Raw genomic sequence first — 20,144 nt, forward strand, 5'->3', positions numbered from 1 at the left:
TCACGCACCGTGTCCTCCCTTCCCTCGCCCCGTACAGTCCGCAAGCGCGCCCGCAGTCTCGGTCGCGGTGACCGGATCTTCCTGACCGTCATCATCGGCATCCCCCTTGCCGCTCTGCTCTTCTTAGTCTGGCTGCCCGCACTGGCCTCGCTGGCGCTGTCCTTCACCACATGGGACGGCATCGAACCGGCCGACATCCACTGGATCGGCCTGGAGAACTACCAGGAGATCTTCACCAACTACCCGCCGTTCTGGCCGGCGGTGCAGCACAACGTGATCTGGCTGCTGTTCACGGCCCTGCTGCCCACACCGTTCGGCATCTTCCTCGCCTACCAGCTCGACCGGAAGATCCGCTTCACGAAGATCTACCAGACCGCGATCTTCCTGCCGATGGTGCTCTCCCTGGCCGTCGTGGGTTTCATCTGGGAGATCATCTACAACCCCGACACGGGGCTCCTCAACGGCATCCTCAACGCCACCGGCTCCGGTCACCACATCGACTGGCTCGGCAACCCGGACCTCAACCTGTGGGCCGTACTCGTCGCTTCGGCCTGGCGGCACACCGGCTACATCATGATCCTCTACCTGGCCGGCCTGAAGGGCTTCGACCCGGCGCTCAAGGAAGCCGCCGCGCTCGACGGAGCCAACGGCCGCCAGACCTTCCTGCGGGTGGTCTTCCCGGCCCTGAAACCGGTCAACATCATCATCCTGGTCGTCACGGTCATGGAGTCCCTGCGGGCCTTCGACATCGTGTACGTCCTCGGTGGCGGCGTCGGCAGCAAACCCGGCATGGAACTGCTCTCCCTGCTCATCACCGACAACATCATCGGCGAGTCCAGCCACATCGGTTACGGGTCCGCCCTCGCGGTCATCCTGCTCCTGGTCTCCCTTGCCGCCATCGGCACCTTCCTCGTCCAGACCGTCCGCAAGGAGGACCAGTGACCACGACCGTGCCGCGTCCGGCCTCCCGCCTGCGGGCCCGGCGCGAACCCCAGTCCCATGACGGCCCCTCGAAGCCCCGCAGCCAGGCCGGCCGCCACGTGATGCTGGGCGGCATCGCCCTGCTCTGGCTCATCCCGCTGCTGTGGGCGATCTACACCTCGCTGCGCCCCTACTCGGACACCGCGAAGAACGGCTATCTCTCCTGGCCGCACAGCCTGAGCCTCGGCAACTTCACGGACGCCTGGGAACAGTCCGGAATGCCGCACTTCTTCTGGAACTCGGTCCTCATCACGGTTCCGGCGGTCCTCGGCACCCTGCTGTTCTCGGCCGCGGTCGCCTTCTTCGTCTCCCGCTTCGACTTCCGCTGGAACATCGTTCTGCTGATGCTGTTCACCGCGGGCAACCTGCTGCCGGCCCAGGTCCTCATCACCCCCCTCTACAAGCTGTATCTCCTTGTCCCGCTGCCGTACTGGATGACCGACTCGCTGCTCCTGTACAACTCGGTCTGGGGCATCATCTTCATCCACATCGCGTACCAGTGCGGGTTCTGCACCTTCGTGCTCAGCAACTACATGAAGACGATCCCGAAGGAGATCTCCGAGGCGGCGCTCGTGGACGGCGCCCCCGTCTGGCGGCAGTTCTTCCAGATCATCCTGCCGCTGTGCAGGCCGGCGTTCGCGGCCCTGGCGACCCTCGAATCGATCTGGATCTACAACGACTTCTTCTGGCCGCTCGCCCTCATAGAGACCGGCGACAAGCGCCCCATCACCTCCGCCCTGGCCAATCTCCAGGGCGCGTACTTCACCAATCCCAACCTCATCGCGGCCGGTGCGCTGATGACCGCGATCCCCACGCTGCTGGTGTACTTCGCGCTTCAGCGCCAGTTCATCAGCGGGCTCACCATCGGCTCCGGCAAGGGCTGAGCCGCCGGAACGCAGGGGCTTGAGCCGCCCCGTGCCCCAACCGTCCCGTTGACACCGTCCCTGGAGGTCCGACCCATGCGGTCATCCTCGTATCTCGCCATGCCCGGAGCCACCTCACGCTCCGGCCGCCGCGCCATAAGATCCCTGCTCGTCATCGCCCTCACCGCGGGCGTCGCGACAGCCGTCCCGGCAGCTCAGGCGGACACGCCCACCGCGACTCCCGCCGCCACCGCCACCGAGCTGGCCGCCAAGCCCTACATGGGCTGGTCGAGCTGGAGCATGCAGTCGTCGAAGTACCCGGGCCTCAACCCGGACGGCGACTACAGCTACCTCACCGAGGCGAACGTCCTGAAGCAGGCGGACGCCCTCGCCTCCAAGCTGAAGGCGTACGGCTACGAATACGTCAACATCGATGCCGGCTGGTGGATGGACAAGAACTGGAAGTCCGGGTTCGACCAATACGGCCGGCAGACGCCCGACCCGGTCCGTTTCCCCAGCGGCATGAAGTCGGTCGCCGACCACATCCACTCCAAGGGCCTCAAGGCCGGCATCTACCTGCCCGTCGGCCTGGAGAAGGGGGCGTACGGCGAAGGCAAGACGCCGATCTGGAACGCCGAGGGCTGCACCACGGCCGACATCGTCTACAGCGATCTGCGCACCACCAACGGCTGGGACAGCGCGTACAAGATCGACTTCTCGAAGCCGTGCGCGCAGAAGTACATCGACTCCCAGGCGCAGCAGTTCGCCGACTGGGGCTACGACTTCCTCAAGCTGGACGGCGTGGGCCCGGGCTCGTTCAAGTCCGGTGACAACTACAACAACGTCGCCGACGTCGCCGCCTGGCAGAAGGCCATCGCGACCGCCGGTCGCCCGATCCATCTTGAGCTCTCCTGGTCGCTCGACATCAACTACGCCGCCGACTGGAAGAAGTACTCCAACGGCTGGCGCATCGACACCGACATCGAGTGCTACTGCAACACGCTTGTCACCTGGGAGAACTCGGTCGACGACCGGTGGGACGACGCACCCGCGTGGAGCAACAAGGCAGGCCCGGGCGGCTGGAACGACCTCGACGCCCTCGACGTTGGCAACGGGGAGATGGACGGCCTCACCAAGGCCGAGCGGCAGAGCTACATGACCCTGTGGGCCATCAGCAAGTCGCCCCTCTACACAGGTGACGACCTCACCAAGCTGGACAGCTACGGCGTGTCCCTGCTCACCAACAAGGAAGTCATCGCCGTCGACCAGAGCGACTCGCCCGTCGCGCGCCCGGTCACCTCGGTCAACGACCAGCAGGTCTGGGGCACCAAGAACGCCGACGGCAGTTACACCGTCGCCCTGTTCAACCTCGGCGACTCGCCGGCCTCCGTCACCGCCAACTGGGCTTCCTTCGGGTTCACCGGCAACGCCTCCGTGCGCGACCTGTGGAACAAGTCGAACCTCGGCACCTACAAGAACAAGATCACCGCGGCGCTGCCCGCCCACGGCTCGCGGCTGTTCACCATCAAGCCCGCCGGCACCACCCTGGCGACCACGAGCTACGAGGCCGAGGACGCGGCCAACACCCTGTCGGGCAACGCCTCCGTGGCCGGATGCGACGCCTGCTCGGGCGGCAAGAAGGTCGGCAACCTCTACACCGGCGGCAAGCTGCAGATCAACGACGTCACGGTGAAGAAGGACGGGATCTACACCGTCAAGGTCGCCTACGTCAGCGGCGACGCCCGCTCGGTGAACGTCTTCTCCAACAGCGGTAACGGCACCAGCCAGAAGTTCCCCTCCACGGGTGACTGGAGCACTGCCGAGACCGTCAGTGTCCAGCTGGCACTGAAGGCGGGCACCAACACCATCACCTTCGACAGCGGCAGCGGATACGCCCCCGACATCGACAAGATCGTCGTTCCGCAGACCGTCTGACCTGCTTCCCGTGGGGCCCGGTGACCTGAACCCGGGCCCCACGGGGACCGGCCCCACGCCGACGGTCGTCTGCGGTGGATCCCCCAGCCGTTTCCGCAGCGGTCGTTCCCCCACCTGCCGTTCCCCCCAGCCGTTCCCGCATGAGCCGTTCTCGCACGAGCCGTTCCCTGGATATGGAGTGCCCCGTGGACATCAAGCGCACCGAATCACCCGACAACCCCCCCAGCCGCAGAGGCTTCCTGACCCTCGCCGCCGCTGCCGGCGCGGGCACCGCACTCGGCGTTCTGCCCGCCTTCACCGCTTCGGCGGCCCCTCTGCGCCCCACCGAGTCGCCCATGCTGGCCGCGGCCGACGCCGCGAAGAACCAGCTGTGGTGGGGGGCTCCCGGCTCCCCCAACTCGATGATCGAGCAGGGACTTCCGGTCGGGAACGGGCGCCTCGGGGTCCTCGCGAGCAACGACCCCTCCAGCGAACTTCTGATGATCACCGACGCCACCATGTGGACCGGCCATCTCAACGACAAGCTGGACAGCGACGGCCAGTTCCCCTACGGCCGCGAGGACTTCGGATCCCTGACGCTGCTGGCCAAGCTCACGGTCGCCATCCCCGACCACGACCTGAGCAACGTCAACAACTACCGCCGCACCCTCGACATGGCCCAGGGCCTGGTCGGCGCCTCGTACGACGTCTCCGGTGTGACCTATTCGCGGCAGATCTTCGCCAGCCTCCCCGACGACGTCATCGTCCTGTACTTCTCCCAGCAGGGCGGCGGCACCTACACCGGCACCGTCTCCCTCGCCGGCACCCACGGCGAGTCCACCACGGCCAACAGCTCCGGGCGCTACGCGTCGTTCGGAGCCACCCTCGCAAACGGCCTCAAGTACGGCGCCGCCGTCACCGCCTACAGCAGCACGGGCAGGGTCAAGGTCGACGGTACGTCGATCAGCTTCAGCGGCTGCAAGACCCTCACCGTCGTCGTCAGCGGCGGAACCAACTACTCGCCCGACGGCGAGGCGGGGTTCCGCGATCCGTCCGTGGTGCCGGAGCGCCTGGCCAGGACCAAGGTCCTCGACGCGGCCGGCCACTCGGCGAGCACACTGCTGCACACCCACGTCGCCGACTTCCGTCCCGAGTTCGGGCAGCTGGACATCAACCTCGGCACGTCGTCCGCCGCGCAGCGTGAGCTGGACACCTGGGAGCGGTTGCAGGCGCGCTACCGGGACGACGTTCCCGATCCGGAACTCGAGGCCGCCTACCTGCAGTTCGGCCGCTATCTGATGATCTCCGGATCGCGGGGCAGCCTGCCCATGGGCCTCCAGGGCCCGTGGCTGGACGGCAACGACCCGGACTGGATGGGCGACTACCACACCGACGTCAACATCCAGATGAACTACTGGATGGCCGACCGGGTGGGCGTGTCCGACTGCTTCGACGCCTACACGGACTACTGCGTCTCGCAGCTGCCCTCGTGGACGGACGTCACCCAGCGGCAGTTCAACGACCCCACCAACAGATTCCGCAACTCCAGCGGCAAGCTCGCCGGCTGGGCTGTGGCGTTCTCCACCAACCCCTATGGCGGAAGCGGCTGGTGGTGGCACCCGGCCGGCAACGCCTGGCTCTGCCAGAGCCTGTTCGAGCACTACGAGTACACCCAGGACCGCGCCTACCTCAAGAAGATCTACCCCCTGATCAAGGGCGCCGTGGAGTTCTGGGAGGCCCGCCTCATCACCACGACCGTCACCGACGCGTCCGGCGAAAAGCGCGAGGTCCTGATCGACGACAAGGACTGGTCGCCCGAGCACGGCCCGCAGGACGCCAAGGGCATGACCTACGCCCAGGAACTGGTGTGGGGCCTCTTCGGAAACTTCCACACCGCTTCCGAGCTGCTCGGCAGGGACGGCGCGTACCGGAAGACCGTCGACGGTCTGCGCGAGCGTCTGTACCTGCCCGTGGTCAGCCCCACGAGCGGCTGGCTGGAGGAGTGGATGTCGCCCGACAACCTGGGTGAGACCACGCACCGGCACCTCTCCCCGCTCATCAACCTGTTCCCCGGCGACCGGATCCGTCCGGACGAGTCGACGCCGAAGGAGATCCTGGACGGCGCGACGGCGCTCCTCACCGCGCGCGGCATGACCAGCTTCGGCTGGGCCCAGGCCTGGCGCGCCCTGTGCTGGGCGAGGCTGAAGGACGCGGGGAAGGCGTACCGGCTCGTCGTCAACAACCTGAAGCCGTCGGTCAACGGAACCAACGGCAGCGCGATGAACCTCTTCGACATCTACGAGGTCGAGACGGGCCGCGGCATTTTCCAGATCGAAGCGAACTGCGGTACCCCCGCGGCGATCATCGAGATGCTGCTCTACTCGCGGCCCGGACACATCGAGCTGCTGCCCGCGCTGCCCGCCGCCTGGGCGGCATCCGGCTCGGTGTCCGGCGTGGGCGTCCGCGGCGGCTTCGTGGCCGACCTCAGCTGGAAGAACGGCAAGGTCACCCAGGTGACGCTGAAGAGCGTCGGCGGCCGTACCACGACCCTCGTCGCGGGCGGTGCCTCGCGGAAGATCAGCCTCAAGTCCGGAGAGTCCGTCACACTGCGGAACTTCGGATGAGCGGCGCCTCGTACCGGCGCCGCGCGGTGGGCGTCGTATCGGCGCTGATCATGGCGGTCGGCGGGCTCCTGGCCGCCTCGGCGACGGCACAGGCACAGGCGCAGGCGCAGGAGCCGCTGTCGCAGGCCCCGTCGAGCACGGCGGCGGCCCCGGCCGCCGCGAAGGGCAAGCACTCCGTGGTCACCTGGGGCGCCGGCGCCGACCGGCAGGGCGCCGGGCCTGCCGACCGCAGCTACCGGTTGATCGTGCGCACCAGCGTCGGCGGCACGAACATGCAGATCCGGCTGTCCAATGCCTTCGGCGAGAACCCGGTGACCTTCGAGAGCGCGTACGCGGGGCTGCAGAAGCAGGGGGCGGAGCTGGTCCGCGGCTCCAACCGGCAGTTGTCCTTCGGCGGGGCCGCGTCCGTCACCGTTCCTGCGGGCGAGACGGTGCTCAGTGATCCGCTGCCCGGGAAGCTGGCGGCCCAGAGCAATCTGGTCATCAGCCTGTACGTGACGGGCGCCCAGGGACCGACGACCGGTCACGGCATGGCCATGCAGACCAACTACGCCACCGCGGGCAACCACGCCGCCGAGGAGGGCGCGGCCAACTGGACCGATCCGATGGGGTCCTGGTACTGGCTGGACGCCGTCAACGTGGAGACAACCACGGCGGTCGGCTCGCTGGTGGCCCTCGGTGACTCCATCACCGACGGCTGGCAGTCGAGCACTGACCTGAACCGCCGCTGGCCCGACTACCTCGCCCGTCGGCTCCAGGTGGCGAACACCCCGATCAAGGGCGTCGCCAACGAAGGGATCTCTGGGAACAAGGTGCTCGAGGACGGCGCCGGGCAGAGCGCGCTGAACCGTCTGCAACGCGACGTGCTGTCCCATCCCGGCGTGCGCACGGTCTTCCTCTTCGAGGGGGTCAACGACATCAAAGCCCACTCGGGAGTCACGGCCCAGGACATGATCGACGGCTACCGGAAGATCATCGAACAGGCCCACGCGGCGGGCAAGTGCGTCGTCGGATCCACCATCGCCCCCTTCAAGGGCTGGTACGAATGGGACGCGGCGGCGGAGTCCGTCCGCCTTGAGATCAACGAATTCGTCCGCAACAGCGGGGAGCTGGACGCCGTCACCGACTTCGACCAGATCCTGCGCAGCCCCTACGACCACGAGAGGATCTCCCCGTTCTTCGACAACGGCGATCATCTGCACCCCAATGACAAGGGGATGGCGGCGATGGCCGACGCGGTGGACATCGGGAGCCTGGCCTCGTGCTGAGGTGAGGCCAGGCTCCGGAGGCGCGGTCAGGGGTACGAGACCACCGTGGACGGCACGGTCGAGGTGCCCGAGGTGGGCGAGCCCGTGTCGTTGATGACGCGCTCGTACTGCCCCTGACCGCCCAGCGAGACGACCAGCAGGTTGTGGAACTTCACGTTCGGAGTGTTCGGCGCGGCGAATCCATGGTGCTGGAGGATCGTCGGATCGACGTTGTAGTAGCAGTAGCTGCCCAGGCCCCATCCCTCGTGCGTGGTCACGGAGTCGGCGACCTTGTAGGCCGCGTACCCCTTGATGGCGCCGTTCTGGATGGCGGCCTGGTTCGGCGCGTCGTACGCCTTCTCGTTCTGGAAGAAGATCGTGCGGCCGCCCTGGCCGTACCACTGGACGTCGTACTTGTTGAAGTGCTCGACGAACAACCCGGTGGCCAGCACATCGTTGCCGTTGACCCGGACGCCGTAGTCGGCCCGGTTGGTCTCCCAGCCGACTCCGGCGCCGTGGTCGGCGCGCCAGACCCAGGTGTGGTCGATGATCGTGTTGCGGCTGTTGATCACCATGCTGGTGGTGGCCTTGCCGGCGCCCGCGCCGCCGATGCGGATGAAGACGTCCTGCACGGTCGTCGGGTTGACGGAGTGGTTCGCCGAAGCTCCGGCGGGCCCGACCTCCAGCAGGGTGGCGGAGTTGACGGGACCGGCGTCGATGAGGAAGCCCGCGAGGCGAACTCCGTCGACATCGGCCACCTTGAGCGCGGTGACGCCGTTGTCCGGGATCAGGGTGGCGTAACCGAGGCCGAGGACCACGGTGTTGGCGCGGTTGACCTGGATCGGCTGGTCGAGGTGGTAGATCCCCGGCGTCAGCAGCAGATGGAGGCCTTGTGTGAGTGCCTCGTTGAGGGTGGCGGCGGTGACACCGGGCTTGGCCACGTAGAACTGCGTCAGCGCCAGCGACGTACCGCGCGGCGTGCCGCTGCCCCAGGTGGTGCCGCGCGCGTTGGTGCGCTTCTCCGGCAGGAAGACGCGGTACTCGGTGCCGTTGAGGTAGAGGAACGGCTTCTCGCGGGAGATCGGTGTGGTGGCGAGCGTGGTGTACGGCGGGTTCGGGAAGGTCTGCGCGGGGGCTCCCTCGACGCCCGAGAACACCATGTTCCAGACGGCGTTGAGCCAGCCGCCCACAAAGCTGTCGCGGGTGTACCACTGCTGCTGGGAGTACGGTCCGACCGTGCCGTCGATCCGGCTGTCGGCGATGTAGCCGCCGCTGGCCCAGCCGTAGCCGTTGGGGGAGAGGTTGAGCCCGCCCCTGACGTGCATCCGCCGGAAGGGGGCGGCCTGCGCGACGGCCCAACGGTTGGTGCCGTTGACGGGGACGAGTGCGAGGTTCTCCGCCGAACGCCAGAAGTTCTGGGTGGCGTTGCCGCCGAACCAGCCCGCGTCGACGGTCACATCGCCGTTGATCGTCGTGTCGTCCGGGGACAGACCGAGGCCCGAGATCGAGGTGTAGAAGCCGAGTTGGGCGTTGAGCCCGTTGTACGTGCCCGGCTTGAACAGGAACTGGTAGCGGCCCGTGCCGAACTGGGCCGACTCCTGCTGTCTGAACACCTCGTCCAGCTTGGCCTGGATGCCCGGGGTCGAGGGGTCGAAGACGATGACGTTCGGGCCGAGGTCACCGCCACCGGGCAGGGCCAGCGGCTTGACGGGGGCGGCGGACGCCGGCGTGGACAGGCCGAGCAGAGCGGGAGCGGCAGCCGCGGCGGCCATCGCTCCGAGAACGGACCGGCGAGCCGGCGGGGACTGGCCGGAGTCAGAGGCATCTGTGAAGGCAGAGGGCATGGGGCGACTCTCCTGGTTCAGGAAGTGAACGATGGAAGGTGCTGGGAGCGCTCTCTTGCCGATGCATGCTTCATCCGTGTGAACCAGGCGTCAAGAGTTGTGACCGGGATCCCGGATGTTGTTGCTGAGTGAACAGCCAACTGGGCGGCGCTGTGCGGTAGTTCATTCACGTCTGAGGGTCGGTCGATCCTTCTTGCGGAGCGTCGACCGCGTTCAAGAGGTGCGCGAAAGGCGGGTGCTGTCCGCCCTGGGATCCCCTGGCGCGTTCGCGCCACGGCGCCCCGCATGCCCTGCGCGGAGAGCGCTCTACGGCGCCGGAACGCCGTGCCGTTAGGGTGCGGGGATGGGCGGACAGGCTCGCACGCTGGAGGATCTCGCTCGGAGGCCGACGGCTACAGCGAGACCGGCAGGACATGTGAGCCGGCGACAGAGAGGCAGACGAATGACGCACCCGATCACCGTGGGCGTGGACGGATCGGACGAGAGCCGGGCCGCTGTGGCGTGGGCGGGCAGGGAAGCCGTCCGGCGCGGACTGCCCCTGCGGGTGGTGTACGCCTGGCACGGGCAACCGCACCAACTGGCCGGCGGGCCGGACCGTGAGGAACAGGCGCGGTGGGCACAGGACTTGGTGGCGGCCGCCGCCCGCACGGTCACCGAGCGGCACGCGGACCTGTCCGTTTCGGCCGAGGTCCTGGACGGCGGCGCCGTCGACTCGCTGGTCGCCGCGGCTTCGGACGCCGAGACGCTGGTCCTCGGTTCGCGCGGACACGGAACGATCGTCGGTTTCCTGATCGGCTCCGTCGGACAGCAGGTGATCGCCGAGGCCGCCGGCCCGGTCGTGCTGGTGCGTGCCGATGACAATGCCGCGTCCGAGGCCGCGGGCCGCGAGATCGTCGTAGGACAGCGGGGCGGTCCGGACGACAGCGCCGCCGGTCTTCGGTTCGCGTTCGAGACGGCGGCGGCCCGCGGCGCCTCGGTGCGCGTCGTGCGTGCCTGGAGCCTGCCGCCGCTGTTCGCCTACAGCCCCGGCTCGTTGAAGCTGCTTGACGAGGCCGGGGGCCTGGAACCGTTCGAGAAGAAGGCCCTCACCGAGGCGGTGAAGCCCTGGCGAGAGCGGTTTCCCGAGGTGTCCGTCACCGAGTACGTCGAGATGGGCAGCGCCGGACAGGTCTTGCTCCCGCTGGCCGCGCGGGCCCAGTTGATGGTCGTCCAGCGCCGCGCCGAGCGCTCGGCGGTGGGGTCACGGATCGGTTCGGTGGCCCATGCGGTGATGCACCACGCGCCGTGCCCTGTGGCGGTGGTCCCGCACTCCTGAAGTACCGGGCGAAAGGTGGCTCCAGGCCGGTACTTCAGGAATACCGGCAGGAGCGGCTCCGGAGCGGCTCACAAGCCGACCGCACCGTCGATGCGTTCGCGGAGCAGGTCGGCGTGCCCGTTGTGGCGGGCGTACTCCTCGATCATGTGGATCAGCACCCAGCGCAGCGACACCACCCCGAGCCAGGAGTCGTGGCCCTCGACGTCGAGGCCGGGCGCCTCGGTGACGAAGCGTTCGGCGAACGCCACCTCGGCGTGCCAGGCATGCCAGGCCGCGCCGACGACCGCGGGGTCGGGCACCGCGCCGTCGAAGTCCTCGTCGGGGTCGGCCCCGGTGGAGAACCGAGGCGGCGCGTCCTGCCCGGCCAGGACGCTCCGGAACCAGCGGCGCTCCACATCGGCGAGGTGCCTGACCAGTCCGAGGAGTGAAAGCGTCGAGGGCTCCACGGACCGCCGCGACAACTCCACACTCAGTCCCGCGCACTTGAGCTCCAGCGTCGCGCGCTGGGCCGCCAGCACGGAGACCAGCATGGCGCGCTCGTCCCCGGTCGTACGGGCGTTGAGGCGGCGGCGCCCCTGGTGCGGCGCGGTGAAGAAGTCGGCTCTTCGCTGTGGGCTGCTCATGCGCACGATTATCGGCGCAGGGCGTTGAGCTGTGCCTTCGAGGCCAGCAGGGGCGTCGTTCTCGACGCAGACCGCGTTCAAGTCCCGAAATCAGCAAGGGTACTGGTACCGAGTCGAGGCAGTTCTGGCGTGAACTATTGACGGCAACATGACAGTCCGGTTGACTCGCGGCCCAGCGCCGGAACCGGTTCCGGAACCGGTACCGGTCCTGGGCGCGAAAGCGCGATCCCCGTGTTCCGGGAGGCAGTCATGGCTGTGACCATCGCCGATGTGGCTCAGGCGGCCGGCGTGAGCAAGACGACCGTGTCCCGGGTGCTGAACACCCGGGGCGAGGTCGACGCGTCGACGGCCGCCCGGGTCCGCGAGGTCATCGACCGCATGGGCTACGTGCCCAGTTCGGGCGCGGTCGGTCTGGCCCGGGGCAACAGCCGGACCGTGGGCATGCTGGTGCCCTCGCTGACCTGGCCGTGGATGGGCGAGGTTCTGCAGGGCGTCGTCGACACCGTGGAAGCCGCCGACTTCGGCCTGCTGCTGTTCACCTGCAACCGGGGTACCGAGTCCGTCGCGCGCTTCACCAGCCAGGTGTCGGCGCGCGCGTTCGACGGGCTGCTCGTGGTGGAGCCGGAGAACACCCTCGACATGCTGACGGCGCTGCACCGCGAGGGCCTGCCCGTCGTCCTCATCGACGACCGGGGGCACCACCCCGAGTTCCCGTCCGTCACGGCCGCCAACTTCGAAGGCGGGGTCTCGGCGGCGCGCCACCTCCTGGCCGATGGCCGGCGCAAGCCACTGGTGCTCACCGGGCCCTCGCGGTTCGGATGCGTACGCGACCGGCTGGCCGGGTTCCGCGTCACCTGCGCCGAGCACGGCGTCGGGCTCGATCTGGTCGTCGAGGGCGACTTCACCGAGTCCGACGGCCGCGAGACCGTGCGCCGACTGGTCGCCGAGGGACGGGAGTTCGACGCGGTCTTCGCGCACAACGACCTCGCGGCGGTGGGCGTCCTGGGCGCCCTGCGGGACGCCGGGATCCGCGTGCCGGACGATGTCGCCGTGATCGGCTTCGACGACATCCCGGTGGCCCCGCACACCGAGCCCTCACTGAGCACGGTCCGCCAGCCCATGCGGGACATGGGAGAGACGGCCGCACGGATGCTCCTCACCCGTCTGGCGGGCGAGGAACTGCCGACAGCTCCCGTCGTCCTGCCCACGGAAATGATCGCGCGCCGGTCGGCACCGGCGGCCTAGGGGGTGTCGTTTGGATCACCCCGGGTCCGCGACGCCTGGCACGGCACCTCGCCGCGTTGTCGCATCACCCGAGTACGCCCAGTACGCGGGTCATGCTCCGCCTTGCGATGCACCGCACCATGCGCCGCGGCCTGATCCGAGGTGATCCAAGCGACACCCTCCAGCCGCCTACGGAACACCGTACGCACTGCCGGACCGACCGCACCGGCAGCACCCGAGCACGTCGACGTCCGCGCTCCCCGGCACCACAGGACGTCGATTTGAGCACACCACCGCACACCCGCACGGAGAACTGGCACCCCCAACTCCCTTAGGAGAGCTGCATGCCATCCCGTACCCCCCGCACGCTGATGATCGCCCTGGCCACCCTGTCCGCCCTGTCGCTGCTGGCGGCAGGACAGGCCTTCGCCGGCCCGGCGTCCGAATCCGTCGCGGCCGTCGCGGCCTGGGACGCCGACCAGGCCGCGGCCGCCTACACCGCGAACCCCGGCGCCGTCACCGCCTCGGGGAGCGAGAACGCCGGCACCGCCCCGGGCCTCGCCTTCGACGGCAACGGCGCCACCCGCTGGTCGAGCCAGTTCGCGGACGACGCGTGGATCCGCGTCGACCTCGGCGCGACCCTCCGCATCGACCGGGTCGTCCTGGACTGGGAGGCCGCCTACGGCAAGAGATACGTCCTGGAGGTGTCCAAGAACGGCACCGACTGGACGCCCTTCTACACCGAGACCGCCGGCGCCGGAGGATCGGTCACCGCGCACACCTACCCGCAGGAAGTCACGGGCCGGTATGTCCGGATGCGCGGCGTCGAGCGCGCCACGCCGTACGGGTACTCGCTGTTCGCCTTCAAGGTCTACGGCGGCGAACCCGCCCCGGCCTCGACGACCCGTACGAACCTCGCCCTCAACCACCCCGCCTACTCCAACCTCTACCAGCACGCGGGCAATGCACCCGCCTTCGTCACCGACGGCGGCTGGCCCGCCGACCTCAAGGCCGACCAGACCCGCTGGTCCAGCGACTGGAACGCCAACCGCTGGGTCTCCGTGGACCTGGGTGCCACCTCGACCATCAACACCGTCGACCTGTACTGGGAGGCGGCATACGCAGTCGACTACGAACTCCAGGTCTCCGACGACAACGCGAACTGGCGCACCGTCTACCGGCCGTCCACCGCCGAGGTCGCCGCCCGCCGCGCCGACGTGAAGTCCCCGGCGGACGCGGTGGGCCGCCACGACACGGTCACGCTGCCGCAGCCCACGACCGGACGCTATGTGCGGATGCTCGGCAAGGAGCGCCGCTCCTTCTACAACCCGGCGCCCGCGACCGCCCAGTTCGGCTACTCGCTCTACGAGTTCCAGGTCTGGGGCACGGGCGGCAGCGCCGCAGCCGCGTACCCCGCCCTGCCGGGGGAGCAGTCGGGGACGTACCAGACGACGTTCTTCGACGACTTCACGGGGACGAGCCTGGACCGCTCCAAGTGGCGGGTCGTGCGAACCGGCTACGAGATGGGCCCGGTCAACGGGGAGTCCCAGGCGTACGTCGACTCCACCGACAACATCGCCACCCAGAACGGCAGCCTCCTGTTGAAGTCCAAGTACTGCAACGACTGCACCCCGACACCGGCCGGAACCTACGACTTCACCTCCGGCCGCATCGACACCAACACCAAGTTCGACTTCACGTACGGGAAGGTCAGCGCCCGTATCAAACTGCCGGTCGGTGACGGCTTCTGGCCCGCCTTCTGGCTGCTGGGCAGCAACGTCGACGATCCGTCCGTGTCGTGGCCCGCGTCCGGCGAGACCGACATCATGGAGAACGTCGGCTACGCGGACTGGACCAGCACCGCTCTGCACGGCCCGGGCTACTCGGCGGACGGAAACATCGGCGCCCGCCAGATCTATCCCGCCGGAGGCCGTGCCGACCAGTGGCACAACTACGCGGTGGAGTGGACCCCGACGGGAATGCGCTTCTACGTCGACGACGTGCTCGTCCAGGAGACGACGCGCAATAAGCTGGAATCGACCCGTGGCCAGTGGGTCTTCGACCACAACCAGTACGTCATCCTCAACCTCGCCCTGGGCGGCGCCTATCCGGCGGGCTGGAACCAGGTCACCACGCCCTACTGGGGTCTGCCGCAGTCGAGCGTCGACAAGGTCGCGGCCGGGGGAGTGCAGGCCGAGATCGATTGGGTGCGCGTCGAGCAGAAGAGGTGAACCGGACCGCCGGTCGGCAGTGAAAGGCGGTGCGAGCCGGGCTTCTTGACGAACGGCTGGTCCAGTCCTACTTTCCAGTCAATGTTCAAAGACAAGGCCATTGTTCATTCTTGTGAACGATGACCCCCCACTCAAGGAGCCCGGATGCTCACACGTCTTCGAACACTCGGTGTGGCCGGCGCGGTGTGCGCCTCGTCGCTGCTGGCCGCGCCGGGGGCCTTCGCCGAAGTGGAACCCGGCGGCTGGACGTCGGTATCGCCCACGTACACGGTGCAGGAACGGGGTTGTGGTCAGGTCGACGGCCTGACGTTCACGCTCACCTGCTCCACCGCCAGTGGAGACCAGCGGGCCGAGCGGCGATACGCCACGTACACCGGCGGCACGCGGCAATTCGAGGGCTACTTCAGGGTCGCCGGCCTCTATGACAAGTTCGGCGCCTACCGCACCGAACTTGTCATAGAGGCTGGCGACCGTTGTGTGGAGCAACATCAAGTTCTGGCGCAATTGACGCCCTCACCTGTGTGAACGCAGGTGATTCCGGTCAGCACCGCTACGCGGTGCTCCCTTGGGTTCCTGCTTCATCGACCCCTGCCACCCGAGGGTGGTCTGACAAGGTCTCCACAGGCTTCACGTCCCGCCCGCCCGGCGGTAGGTCCGACAACTCCGTTGTCGGACAAGGTGATACTAGCGCTGTCGCTGCGGCCCTCCGGGCCGCTACGGTCAGGATGCCCTCACCTCCACCCTGAAGGATGGATCGCTGGACAAGCGTTCGGTAGTAGGCGCCGTATGCGGACACCCGTACGCACCGCAGACGCCAGACGAGAGCGGACTGCGCGCCCAGCTCACCTCTCCCACGGACATCGATCTGAACTGGCAGGAGGACAAGCCGGGAGCATCCGGTCAGGCGCTGGAGTTCGCGACCGAGGAGTCGGGCCCGTACACCGTCCTCCAGTACCTGCCGCCGGGCGTGACGACCTACCGGCACCCCGATCTGATCCCGAACACGACCTTCTTCTACCGGCTCCGCGCCTTCCGCGGCCCGGCCTCGGCCCCGCTGACCGTCTCCCTGCCGGAGGGGGAACTGACGCAAGCGGACGAGGGCTCCAGCCATGACTGGCTCCCCGCCCGCAAGGACCCGGGACGTGTCGTCCCGGGCCGGCCCCTCGAGAACTCCGGTGCGGGCGCCCCCTCCGATTTCCACGCCGTGGTCAAGCATGTGAACGGCATCCTCTTCACGTGGACGGACCACGCATCCGACGAGGCGGGATTTTTGCTGGAGGTCCGTACCCGGGGAAGTTCCGAGTACGAGCCCCTCGTGGTCCTCGATCCCGATGTCAACTCCACGGGATTGATCACCCTGCCCACGGAGAAACAAGCGTCGTACCGCGTCCGGGCCTTCACGTACGGCGAGCGGTCGAACGTGGTCCGGCTGACCACTGGCGAATGACTCCTATGCGTTGTCGGCCCTGGACATGCGCAGGGCGAGGTCCTGGAGGAGATCGGCCGACTTGATGTCGGTCCGTCCGGAGTCGTGGAGGTCGGCGAGTTCGGAGAAGAGGAACGCGAAGGCGCCCACGAGCGAGATGGTGGCGGGAAGATAGGCGTCCGCGACGGCCTGGCCGGCCTCTGCGGGTCCGGCGTCGGCGGGCACTTCGACCCTGGGAAACACCTCCGTCACGAGCGCACCGAGCTGGGTCTCGGTCGACTCGACCTCGGCGTCGTCGTCGGCCTGGGCGATCCTGCGGACCATCGCGTTGGTCTCGGTGAGGACGCCGATGGCGCGCAGGATGATCTCGGTCTGTTCCATGCAGTGAGCCTAGACGTGCGACGCCGTCCATGGTCAGGGCCCGTGGGTTCGGTTGTCACCTGACAGCGGCCGGGCCGGAATGGTAGAAGCGATCATGACCAATTTCCGTACTTCCAGCCCGGCCCGCACCCGATGACCGCAGGTATCGACACTCCGGACCGTCGAGGCCGTACCGGACTCGACCAGATCGGCCGGGACCTGACCGGCAACCCCCGGGTCAAGATCCGGGATGTGAAACTCCTGTCCAGCCACTGGTACGTGGAACGCACCACCACCTTCGACTTCCAGCATGCCGACGGCACATGGAGCACCCAGGAGCGGGAGACCCACGACCGCGGCAACGGAGCCACCCTCCTGCTGTACGACGCCGAGCGGGAAACCGTGCTGCTGACCAGGCAGTTCCGTTACCCCGTGTACATCAACGGACACCCGGACGGGATGCTGATCGAGACGCCCGGCGGGCTGCTCGACGAGGAGGACGAGCATCCCGAGGTCGCTGTGCGGCGCGAGGTCATCGAGGAGACCGGGCACACCGTCGGCGAGATCCACCACGTCTTCGACATCTATATGAGCCCGGGCTCGGTCACCGAGCGGGTGAGCTTCTACGCCGCCTCCTACGGCCCGTCCACCCGGACCCACGAGGGCGGCGGGCTCGACGAGGAGGGCGAGGACATCGAGATCGTCGAACTGCCCTTCCGCAGGGCCCTGGCCATGATCCGCACCGGGGAGATCGCCGACGCCAAGACCATCATGCTGTTGCAGTGGGCGGCGCTGGAGGGACCCTTCAAGGCGTGAGATTTCAAGGTGCGAGAGTTCAAGCGTGAGATTTCAAGGCGTGAGGAGAAGAGTCACTGACTGTCGCCGCGTGTGGACCGGCGCGTGGTGAGCAGGAGGGCGATGTCGTCGGGGCGTTCGGTGGCCTGCCGGGCCTCCGCGGTCAGCAGGTCGGCCGCGCGGGACAACGAGGAGGCACCGCGCCGGGCGTGCGGCGTGCCGGCGCGGGACAGGGTCGCGCGCAGGGTTTCGACGCCGTCGTCGATGTCGGTCCCGGGGTGCTCGACCAGTCCGTCCGTGTAGAGGGCCAGCACGGCGTCGGGTTCCAGGAGTAGATCCGTCACCGGGTAGCGGGCCTGCGGGTGCACACCGAGAACCACCCCGCCGGGCAGGTCCAGCACCTCGGTGCGGCCGTCGGGGTGGCGCAGCAGAGGCTGCGGATGCCCGGCCCGCGCGGCCCGGGCGACCCCGGTCACCGGGTCGAGCCTGATGTAACAGCAACTGGCGAACTGGCCCGGGTCGAGGTCGATGAGCAGCCGGTTGGTGTGGCTCATCACCTCGTCCGGCGTATGGTCGCTGAGCGCGAACGCCCGTACCGCGCTGCGCAGTTGGCCCATGGTGGCGGCCGCCTGGACGCCGTGCCCCTGGACGTCGCCGATGACCAGGGCCAGTCCGTCGCCGGCCTCCACCACGTCGTACCAGTCGCCCCCCACATCCATCCCCTGGGTGCCGGACAGATAGCGCCCGGCCGTCTCCACCTGCGGGTGCGCCGACAACCGGTGCGGGAGGAGGGCCTCCTGCAGGCCGCGGGCGAGGGCGGCCTCGGAGTCGTAGCGCCGCGCCCGTTCCAGCGCCTGCGCGATGAGTCCCGCGAGCGCCGTCAGCACCGAACGTTCCTCTGTGCTGAAGCTGCGGGAGCGGTCGAAGCCGAGGATGCAGGAGCCGACCGGCCGTCCCGAGGCGATCAGCGGCAGATAGGCCCTGGCCCCCTCCTTGGCGTCCAGCGGGATGCCGGGATAGGCGGCCGCCAGCTGCTGCATCGACTCGAAGAACAGCGGGCGGCCATGGGTGAGCGTTTCGACCCCGGGCAGCGGCACGTCCAGTCCCACCCCGTCGTACGGAGGCAGGAATCCCTGCGGGAAGCCGGTCTCCCACGCCAGGTACAGGCGCCGCTCCTGCAACAGGTAGATGGCGAGCCGACGTCCGCCGAACGCGGGCAGCAGCTCCCGCATCACCATCTCGGACACCTGGTGGGCCGTCACGGCCTCGGTCAGCGCGATGGCGAGGACGATGGGCCGGTACAGCCCGATCGTGGCGGCGCCGGCCGCGGGCTGGTCGATGCCGGGCGGCCCGCCCGCCGTCGGCTGCGCGTCGAGCGGCGCGGCCTCCGCGGCCTCCGTGGTGTCCGCGACCCGCCCCATCGGGATCAGCTTGCACGTCAGGCTGCTGGGACCGGGATACACGGACAGCGTCAGCCACGTGTCTCCGTGGCCCGGCGCCGGGCCACGGTCGCCACCCGGACGGCCGACCTGGAAGTGCACCGGCTCGGGCGACAGCAGTGCCCCCCGCAGATGATCTTCGTAGGACGGCTGATTCAGCCAGGGCACGGCCTGGAACAGCGGTCGCCCCAGCAGCTCCGTCCGCGGCCGGCCGAGGAGCTCGGAGGCGCGCGGATTGACGTAGGTGATCAGCCCGAGCCGGTCGAGCGCGAACACGCCCTCCGGGAGCAGATCGGCCGCCTCGTCCGCCGCCGGGCCGGGGCCAGGATCGACGACCGCGCCGCTGACCCGGTACGGCGGGACCAGCGCGTTGCCCGATGTCCACAGCTCCAGCAGCCGCAGCGCGCCGTCCGTCGTGTGCACCGGCAGCGGATGGGGCGGGGGGTGCCCGGCCGCCGTCTCGTGCAGCGCGGCCAGCAGCACGTGCGGGTCGTCGAGGGCCAACGCCCGGGCGAACGCCTCCGGCGTCCCGGGGTAAGTCCCGGGACCGGTGCCGAGCAGGCCGCACAGCGCATCGTCCGCGGTGACTCCGCCCTCGGCCGGATCCCAGGTGAACCGCCCGACACACCGCGGAGGAGGGCCGTCGCAGGGCGGGCGCACACATGCGGGCTCCCCGTCCCAGGCGACCTCGACGCCGTCCTTCTCCAGAGCCGACAGTGCGGCCCCCAGCTGCTCAGCCACCGCCGTCATCCGGTCGCGGTCCGGCAGCACCTCGGTGGCGTCCGAGGCCGCGGGACGCAGCACCGTCAGGACCCCGAAGGAAGTCGACGCGCCCGTGACCGGGACGTACAGCGAACCGAACTGGAACGGCAGACCGGCCGCGAGCTGCGGATAGCGGCGCATCGTCTCGGTGGCGTCGGCGAGCAGCACCTCCCTGCCCTGCTTGTAGGAGTCGGCAGCCGGGAACGGCCGGTCCAGCGGCATACGCCACCAGAAATGGAACAGCTGACCGGGCAGCCCCGCCAGGACGGCCAGCCTCAGCAGGCCGGGCGTGCGTGAGCGGAGATAAATGCCCCCCGCGAAGCCGCGGGCCGCCCGGATCGCGTCCGCCACGGCCCCGCTGAGCAGGGAGGCCAGGCCATCCAGTGCCTGGTCCTCACGCTCGGCGCTCCCAGTCATCGGTCTGCCCTCGTCCGCCCGCCGTCAGGGGGAATACCACAGCAAGAATGCGCCTCACCGGCACTCGCCCGCACCTTGA

General features: G+C 68.8%; 15 protein-coding genes. 11 read left to right on the top strand and 4 right to left on the bottom strand.

Features of this window, described 5'->3' with window-relative positions:
- Nucleotides 1-9: 9 nt before the first annotated feature.
- The 5 genes from ACX28W_RS29180 to ACX28W_RS29200 all read left to right on the top strand — a co-directional run bounded on the left by ACX28W_RS29180 (nt 10) and on the right by ACX28W_RS29200 (nt 7,650).
- The gene (locus ACX28W_RS29180) at nt 10-942 is read left to right on the top strand and encodes a carbohydrate ABC transporter permease (RefSeq protein ID WP_459002666.1); all 933 of its coding nucleotides are present in this window, start codon (nt 10-12) and stop codon (nt 940-942) included.
- Entirely contained in the window at nt 939-1,865 is a 927-nt protein-coding gene (locus ACX28W_RS29185; protein ID WP_459002667.1) for a carbohydrate ABC transporter permease, read from the top strand. Before ACX28W_RS29180 ends, ACX28W_RS29185 begins: the two co-directional genes overlap by 4 nt.
- A gap of 75 nt (nt 1,866-1,940) precedes the next feature.
- Entirely contained in the window at nt 1,941-3,779 is a 1,839-nt protein-coding gene (locus ACX28W_RS29190; protein WP_459002669.1) for an alpha-galactosidase D, read from the top strand.
- A 185-nt stretch (nt 3,780-3,964) separates the two neighbouring features.
- The gene (locus ACX28W_RS29195) at nt 3,965-6,382 is read left to right on the top strand and encodes a glycosyl hydrolase family 95 catalytic domain-containing protein (RefSeq protein ID WP_459002670.1); all 2,418 of its coding nucleotides are present in this window, start codon (nt 3,965-3,967) and stop codon (nt 6,380-6,382) included.
- Complete coding sequence (locus ACX28W_RS29200; RefSeq protein ID WP_459002671.1) at nt 6,379-7,650, top strand: SGNH/GDSL hydrolase family protein; 1,272 nt, start codon at nt 6,379-6,381, stop codon at nt 7,648-7,650. Before ACX28W_RS29195 ends, ACX28W_RS29200 begins: the two co-directional genes overlap by 4 nt.
- Before the next feature lie 26 nt (nt 7,651-7,676).
- Here ACX28W_RS29200 and ACX28W_RS29205 read toward each other — a convergent pair whose 3' ends face one another.
- Nucleotides 7,677-9,473 carry a coagulation factor 5/8 type domain-containing protein gene (locus tag ACX28W_RS29205; RefSeq protein WP_459002673.1) on the bottom strand — a complete coding sequence of 599 codons (1,797 nt, stop codon included), beginning with the start codon at nt 9,471-9,473 and terminating at the stop codon, nt 7,677-7,679.
- Nucleotides 9,474-9,915: 442 nt separating this feature from the next.
- Here ACX28W_RS29205 and ACX28W_RS29210 point away from each other — a divergent pair, with 442 nt between their 5' ends.
- A complete protein-coding gene (locus ACX28W_RS29210) occupies nt 9,916-10,788 on the top strand; it encodes a universal stress protein (protein WP_459002674.1) in 873 nt (290 codons plus the stop codon).
- A 68-nt stretch (nt 10,789-10,856) separates the two neighbouring features.
- Here the strand turns inward: ACX28W_RS29210 and ACX28W_RS29215 are convergent, their stop codons facing one another.
- Nucleotides 10,857-11,411 carry a DinB family protein gene (locus ACX28W_RS29215; protein ID WP_459002675.1) on the bottom strand — a complete coding sequence of 185 codons (555 nt, stop codon included), beginning with the start codon at nt 11,409-11,411 and terminating at the stop codon, nt 10,857-10,859.
- Nucleotides 11,412-11,660: 249 nt separating this feature from the next.
- Between ACX28W_RS29215 and ACX28W_RS29220 the strand changes: the two genes are divergently transcribed.
- The 4 genes from ACX28W_RS29220 to ACX28W_RS29235 all read left to right on the top strand — a co-directional run bounded on the left by ACX28W_RS29220 (nt 11,661) and on the right by ACX28W_RS29235 (nt 16,313).
- The gene (locus tag ACX28W_RS29220) at nt 11,661-12,656 is read left to right on the top strand and encodes a LacI family DNA-binding transcriptional regulator (protein WP_459002677.1); all 996 of its coding nucleotides are present in this window, start codon (nt 11,661-11,663) and stop codon (nt 12,654-12,656) included.
- Nucleotides 12,657-12,979: 323 nt separating this feature from the next.
- The gene (locus tag ACX28W_RS29225; RefSeq protein WP_459002679.1) at nt 12,980-14,866 is read left to right on the top strand and encodes a discoidin domain-containing protein; all 1,887 of its coding nucleotides are present in this window, start codon (nt 12,980-12,982) and stop codon (nt 14,864-14,866) included.
- A 144-nt stretch (nt 14,867-15,010) separates the two neighbouring features.
- Entirely contained in the window at nt 15,011-15,391 is a 381-nt protein-coding gene (locus ACX28W_RS29230) for a hypothetical protein (RefSeq protein WP_459002680.1), read from the top strand.
- A gap of 442 nt (nt 15,392-15,833) precedes the next feature.
- Nucleotides 15,834-16,313 carry a fibronectin type III domain-containing protein gene (locus ACX28W_RS29235; protein WP_459002681.1) on the top strand — a complete coding sequence of 160 codons (480 nt, stop codon included), beginning with the start codon at nt 15,834-15,836 and terminating at the stop codon, nt 16,311-16,313.
- A 3-nt stretch (nt 16,314-16,316) separates the two neighbouring features.
- Here ACX28W_RS29235 and ACX28W_RS29240 read toward each other — a convergent pair whose 3' ends face one another.
- Nucleotides 16,317-16,673, bottom strand: coding sequence for a hypothetical protein (locus ACX28W_RS29240; RefSeq protein ID WP_459002682.1), 357 nt, complete (start codon nt 16,671-16,673; stop codon nt 16,317-16,319).
- A 132-nt stretch (nt 16,674-16,805) separates the two neighbouring features.
- On the opposite strand from ACX28W_RS29240, the gene ACX28W_RS29245 reads away from it, so the two are divergent.
- A complete protein-coding gene (locus ACX28W_RS29245) occupies nt 16,806-17,468 on the top strand; it encodes an NUDIX domain-containing protein (RefSeq protein ID WP_362084873.1) in 663 nt (220 codons plus the stop codon).
- Between the two features lie 53 nt (nt 17,469-17,521).
- Here ACX28W_RS29245 and ACX28W_RS29250 read toward each other — a convergent pair whose 3' ends face one another.
- Nucleotides 17,522-20,065 (bottom strand): PP2C family protein-serine/threonine phosphatase, encoded by a 2,544-nt coding sequence (locus ACX28W_RS29250; RefSeq protein WP_459002683.1) that lies wholly within the window; start codon nt 20,063-20,065, stop codon nt 17,522-17,524.
- Between the last annotated feature and the right edge of the window lie 79 nt (nt 20,066-20,144).

This window comes from Streptomyces sp. SD15, from assembly GCF_054462255.1.

Bases quoted from the DNA above. Each gene is read 5' to 3' on its own strand.
- ACX28W_RS29210 (WP_459002674.1), top strand. From the start codon at position 9,916: ATGACGCACCCGATCACCGTGGGCGTGGACGGATCGGACGAGAGCCGG.
- ACX28W_RS29200 (WP_459002671.1), top strand. From the start codon at position 6,379: ATGAGCGGCGCCTCGTACCGGCGCCGCGCGGTGGGCGTCGTATCGGCG.
- ACX28W_RS29190 (WP_459002669.1), top strand. From the start codon at position 1,941: ATGCGGTCATCCTCGTATCTCGCCATGCCCGGAGCCACCTCACGCTCC.
- ACX28W_RS29250 (WP_459002683.1), bottom strand. From the start codon at position 20,065: ATGACTGGGAGCGCCGAGCGTGAGGACCAGGCACTGGATGGCCTGGCC.
- ACX28W_RS29220 (WP_459002677.1), top strand. From the start codon at position 11,661: ATGGCTGTGACCATCGCCGATGTGGCTCAGGCGGCCGGCGTGAGCAAG.
- ACX28W_RS29225 (WP_459002679.1), top strand. From the start codon at position 12,980: ATGCCATCCCGTACCCCCCGCACGCTGATGATCGCCCTGGCCACCCTG.
- ACX28W_RS29230 (WP_459002680.1), top strand. From the start codon at position 15,011: ATGCTCACACGTCTTCGAACACTCGGTGTGGCCGGCGCGGTGTGCGCC.
- ACX28W_RS29215 (WP_459002675.1), bottom strand. From the start codon at position 11,411: ATGAGCAGCCCACAGCGAAGAGCCGACTTCTTCACCGCGCCGCACCAG.
- ACX28W_RS29205 (WP_459002673.1), bottom strand. From the start codon at position 9,473: ATGCCCTCTGCCTTCACAGATGCCTCTGACTCCGGCCAGTCCCCGCCG.
- ACX28W_RS29240 (WP_459002682.1), bottom strand. From the start codon at position 16,673: ATGGAACAGACCGAGATCATCCTGCGCGCCATCGGCGTCCTCACCGAG.
- ACX28W_RS29245 (WP_362084873.1), top strand. From the start codon at position 16,806: ATGACCGCAGGTATCGACACTCCGGACCGTCGAGGCCGTACCGGACTC.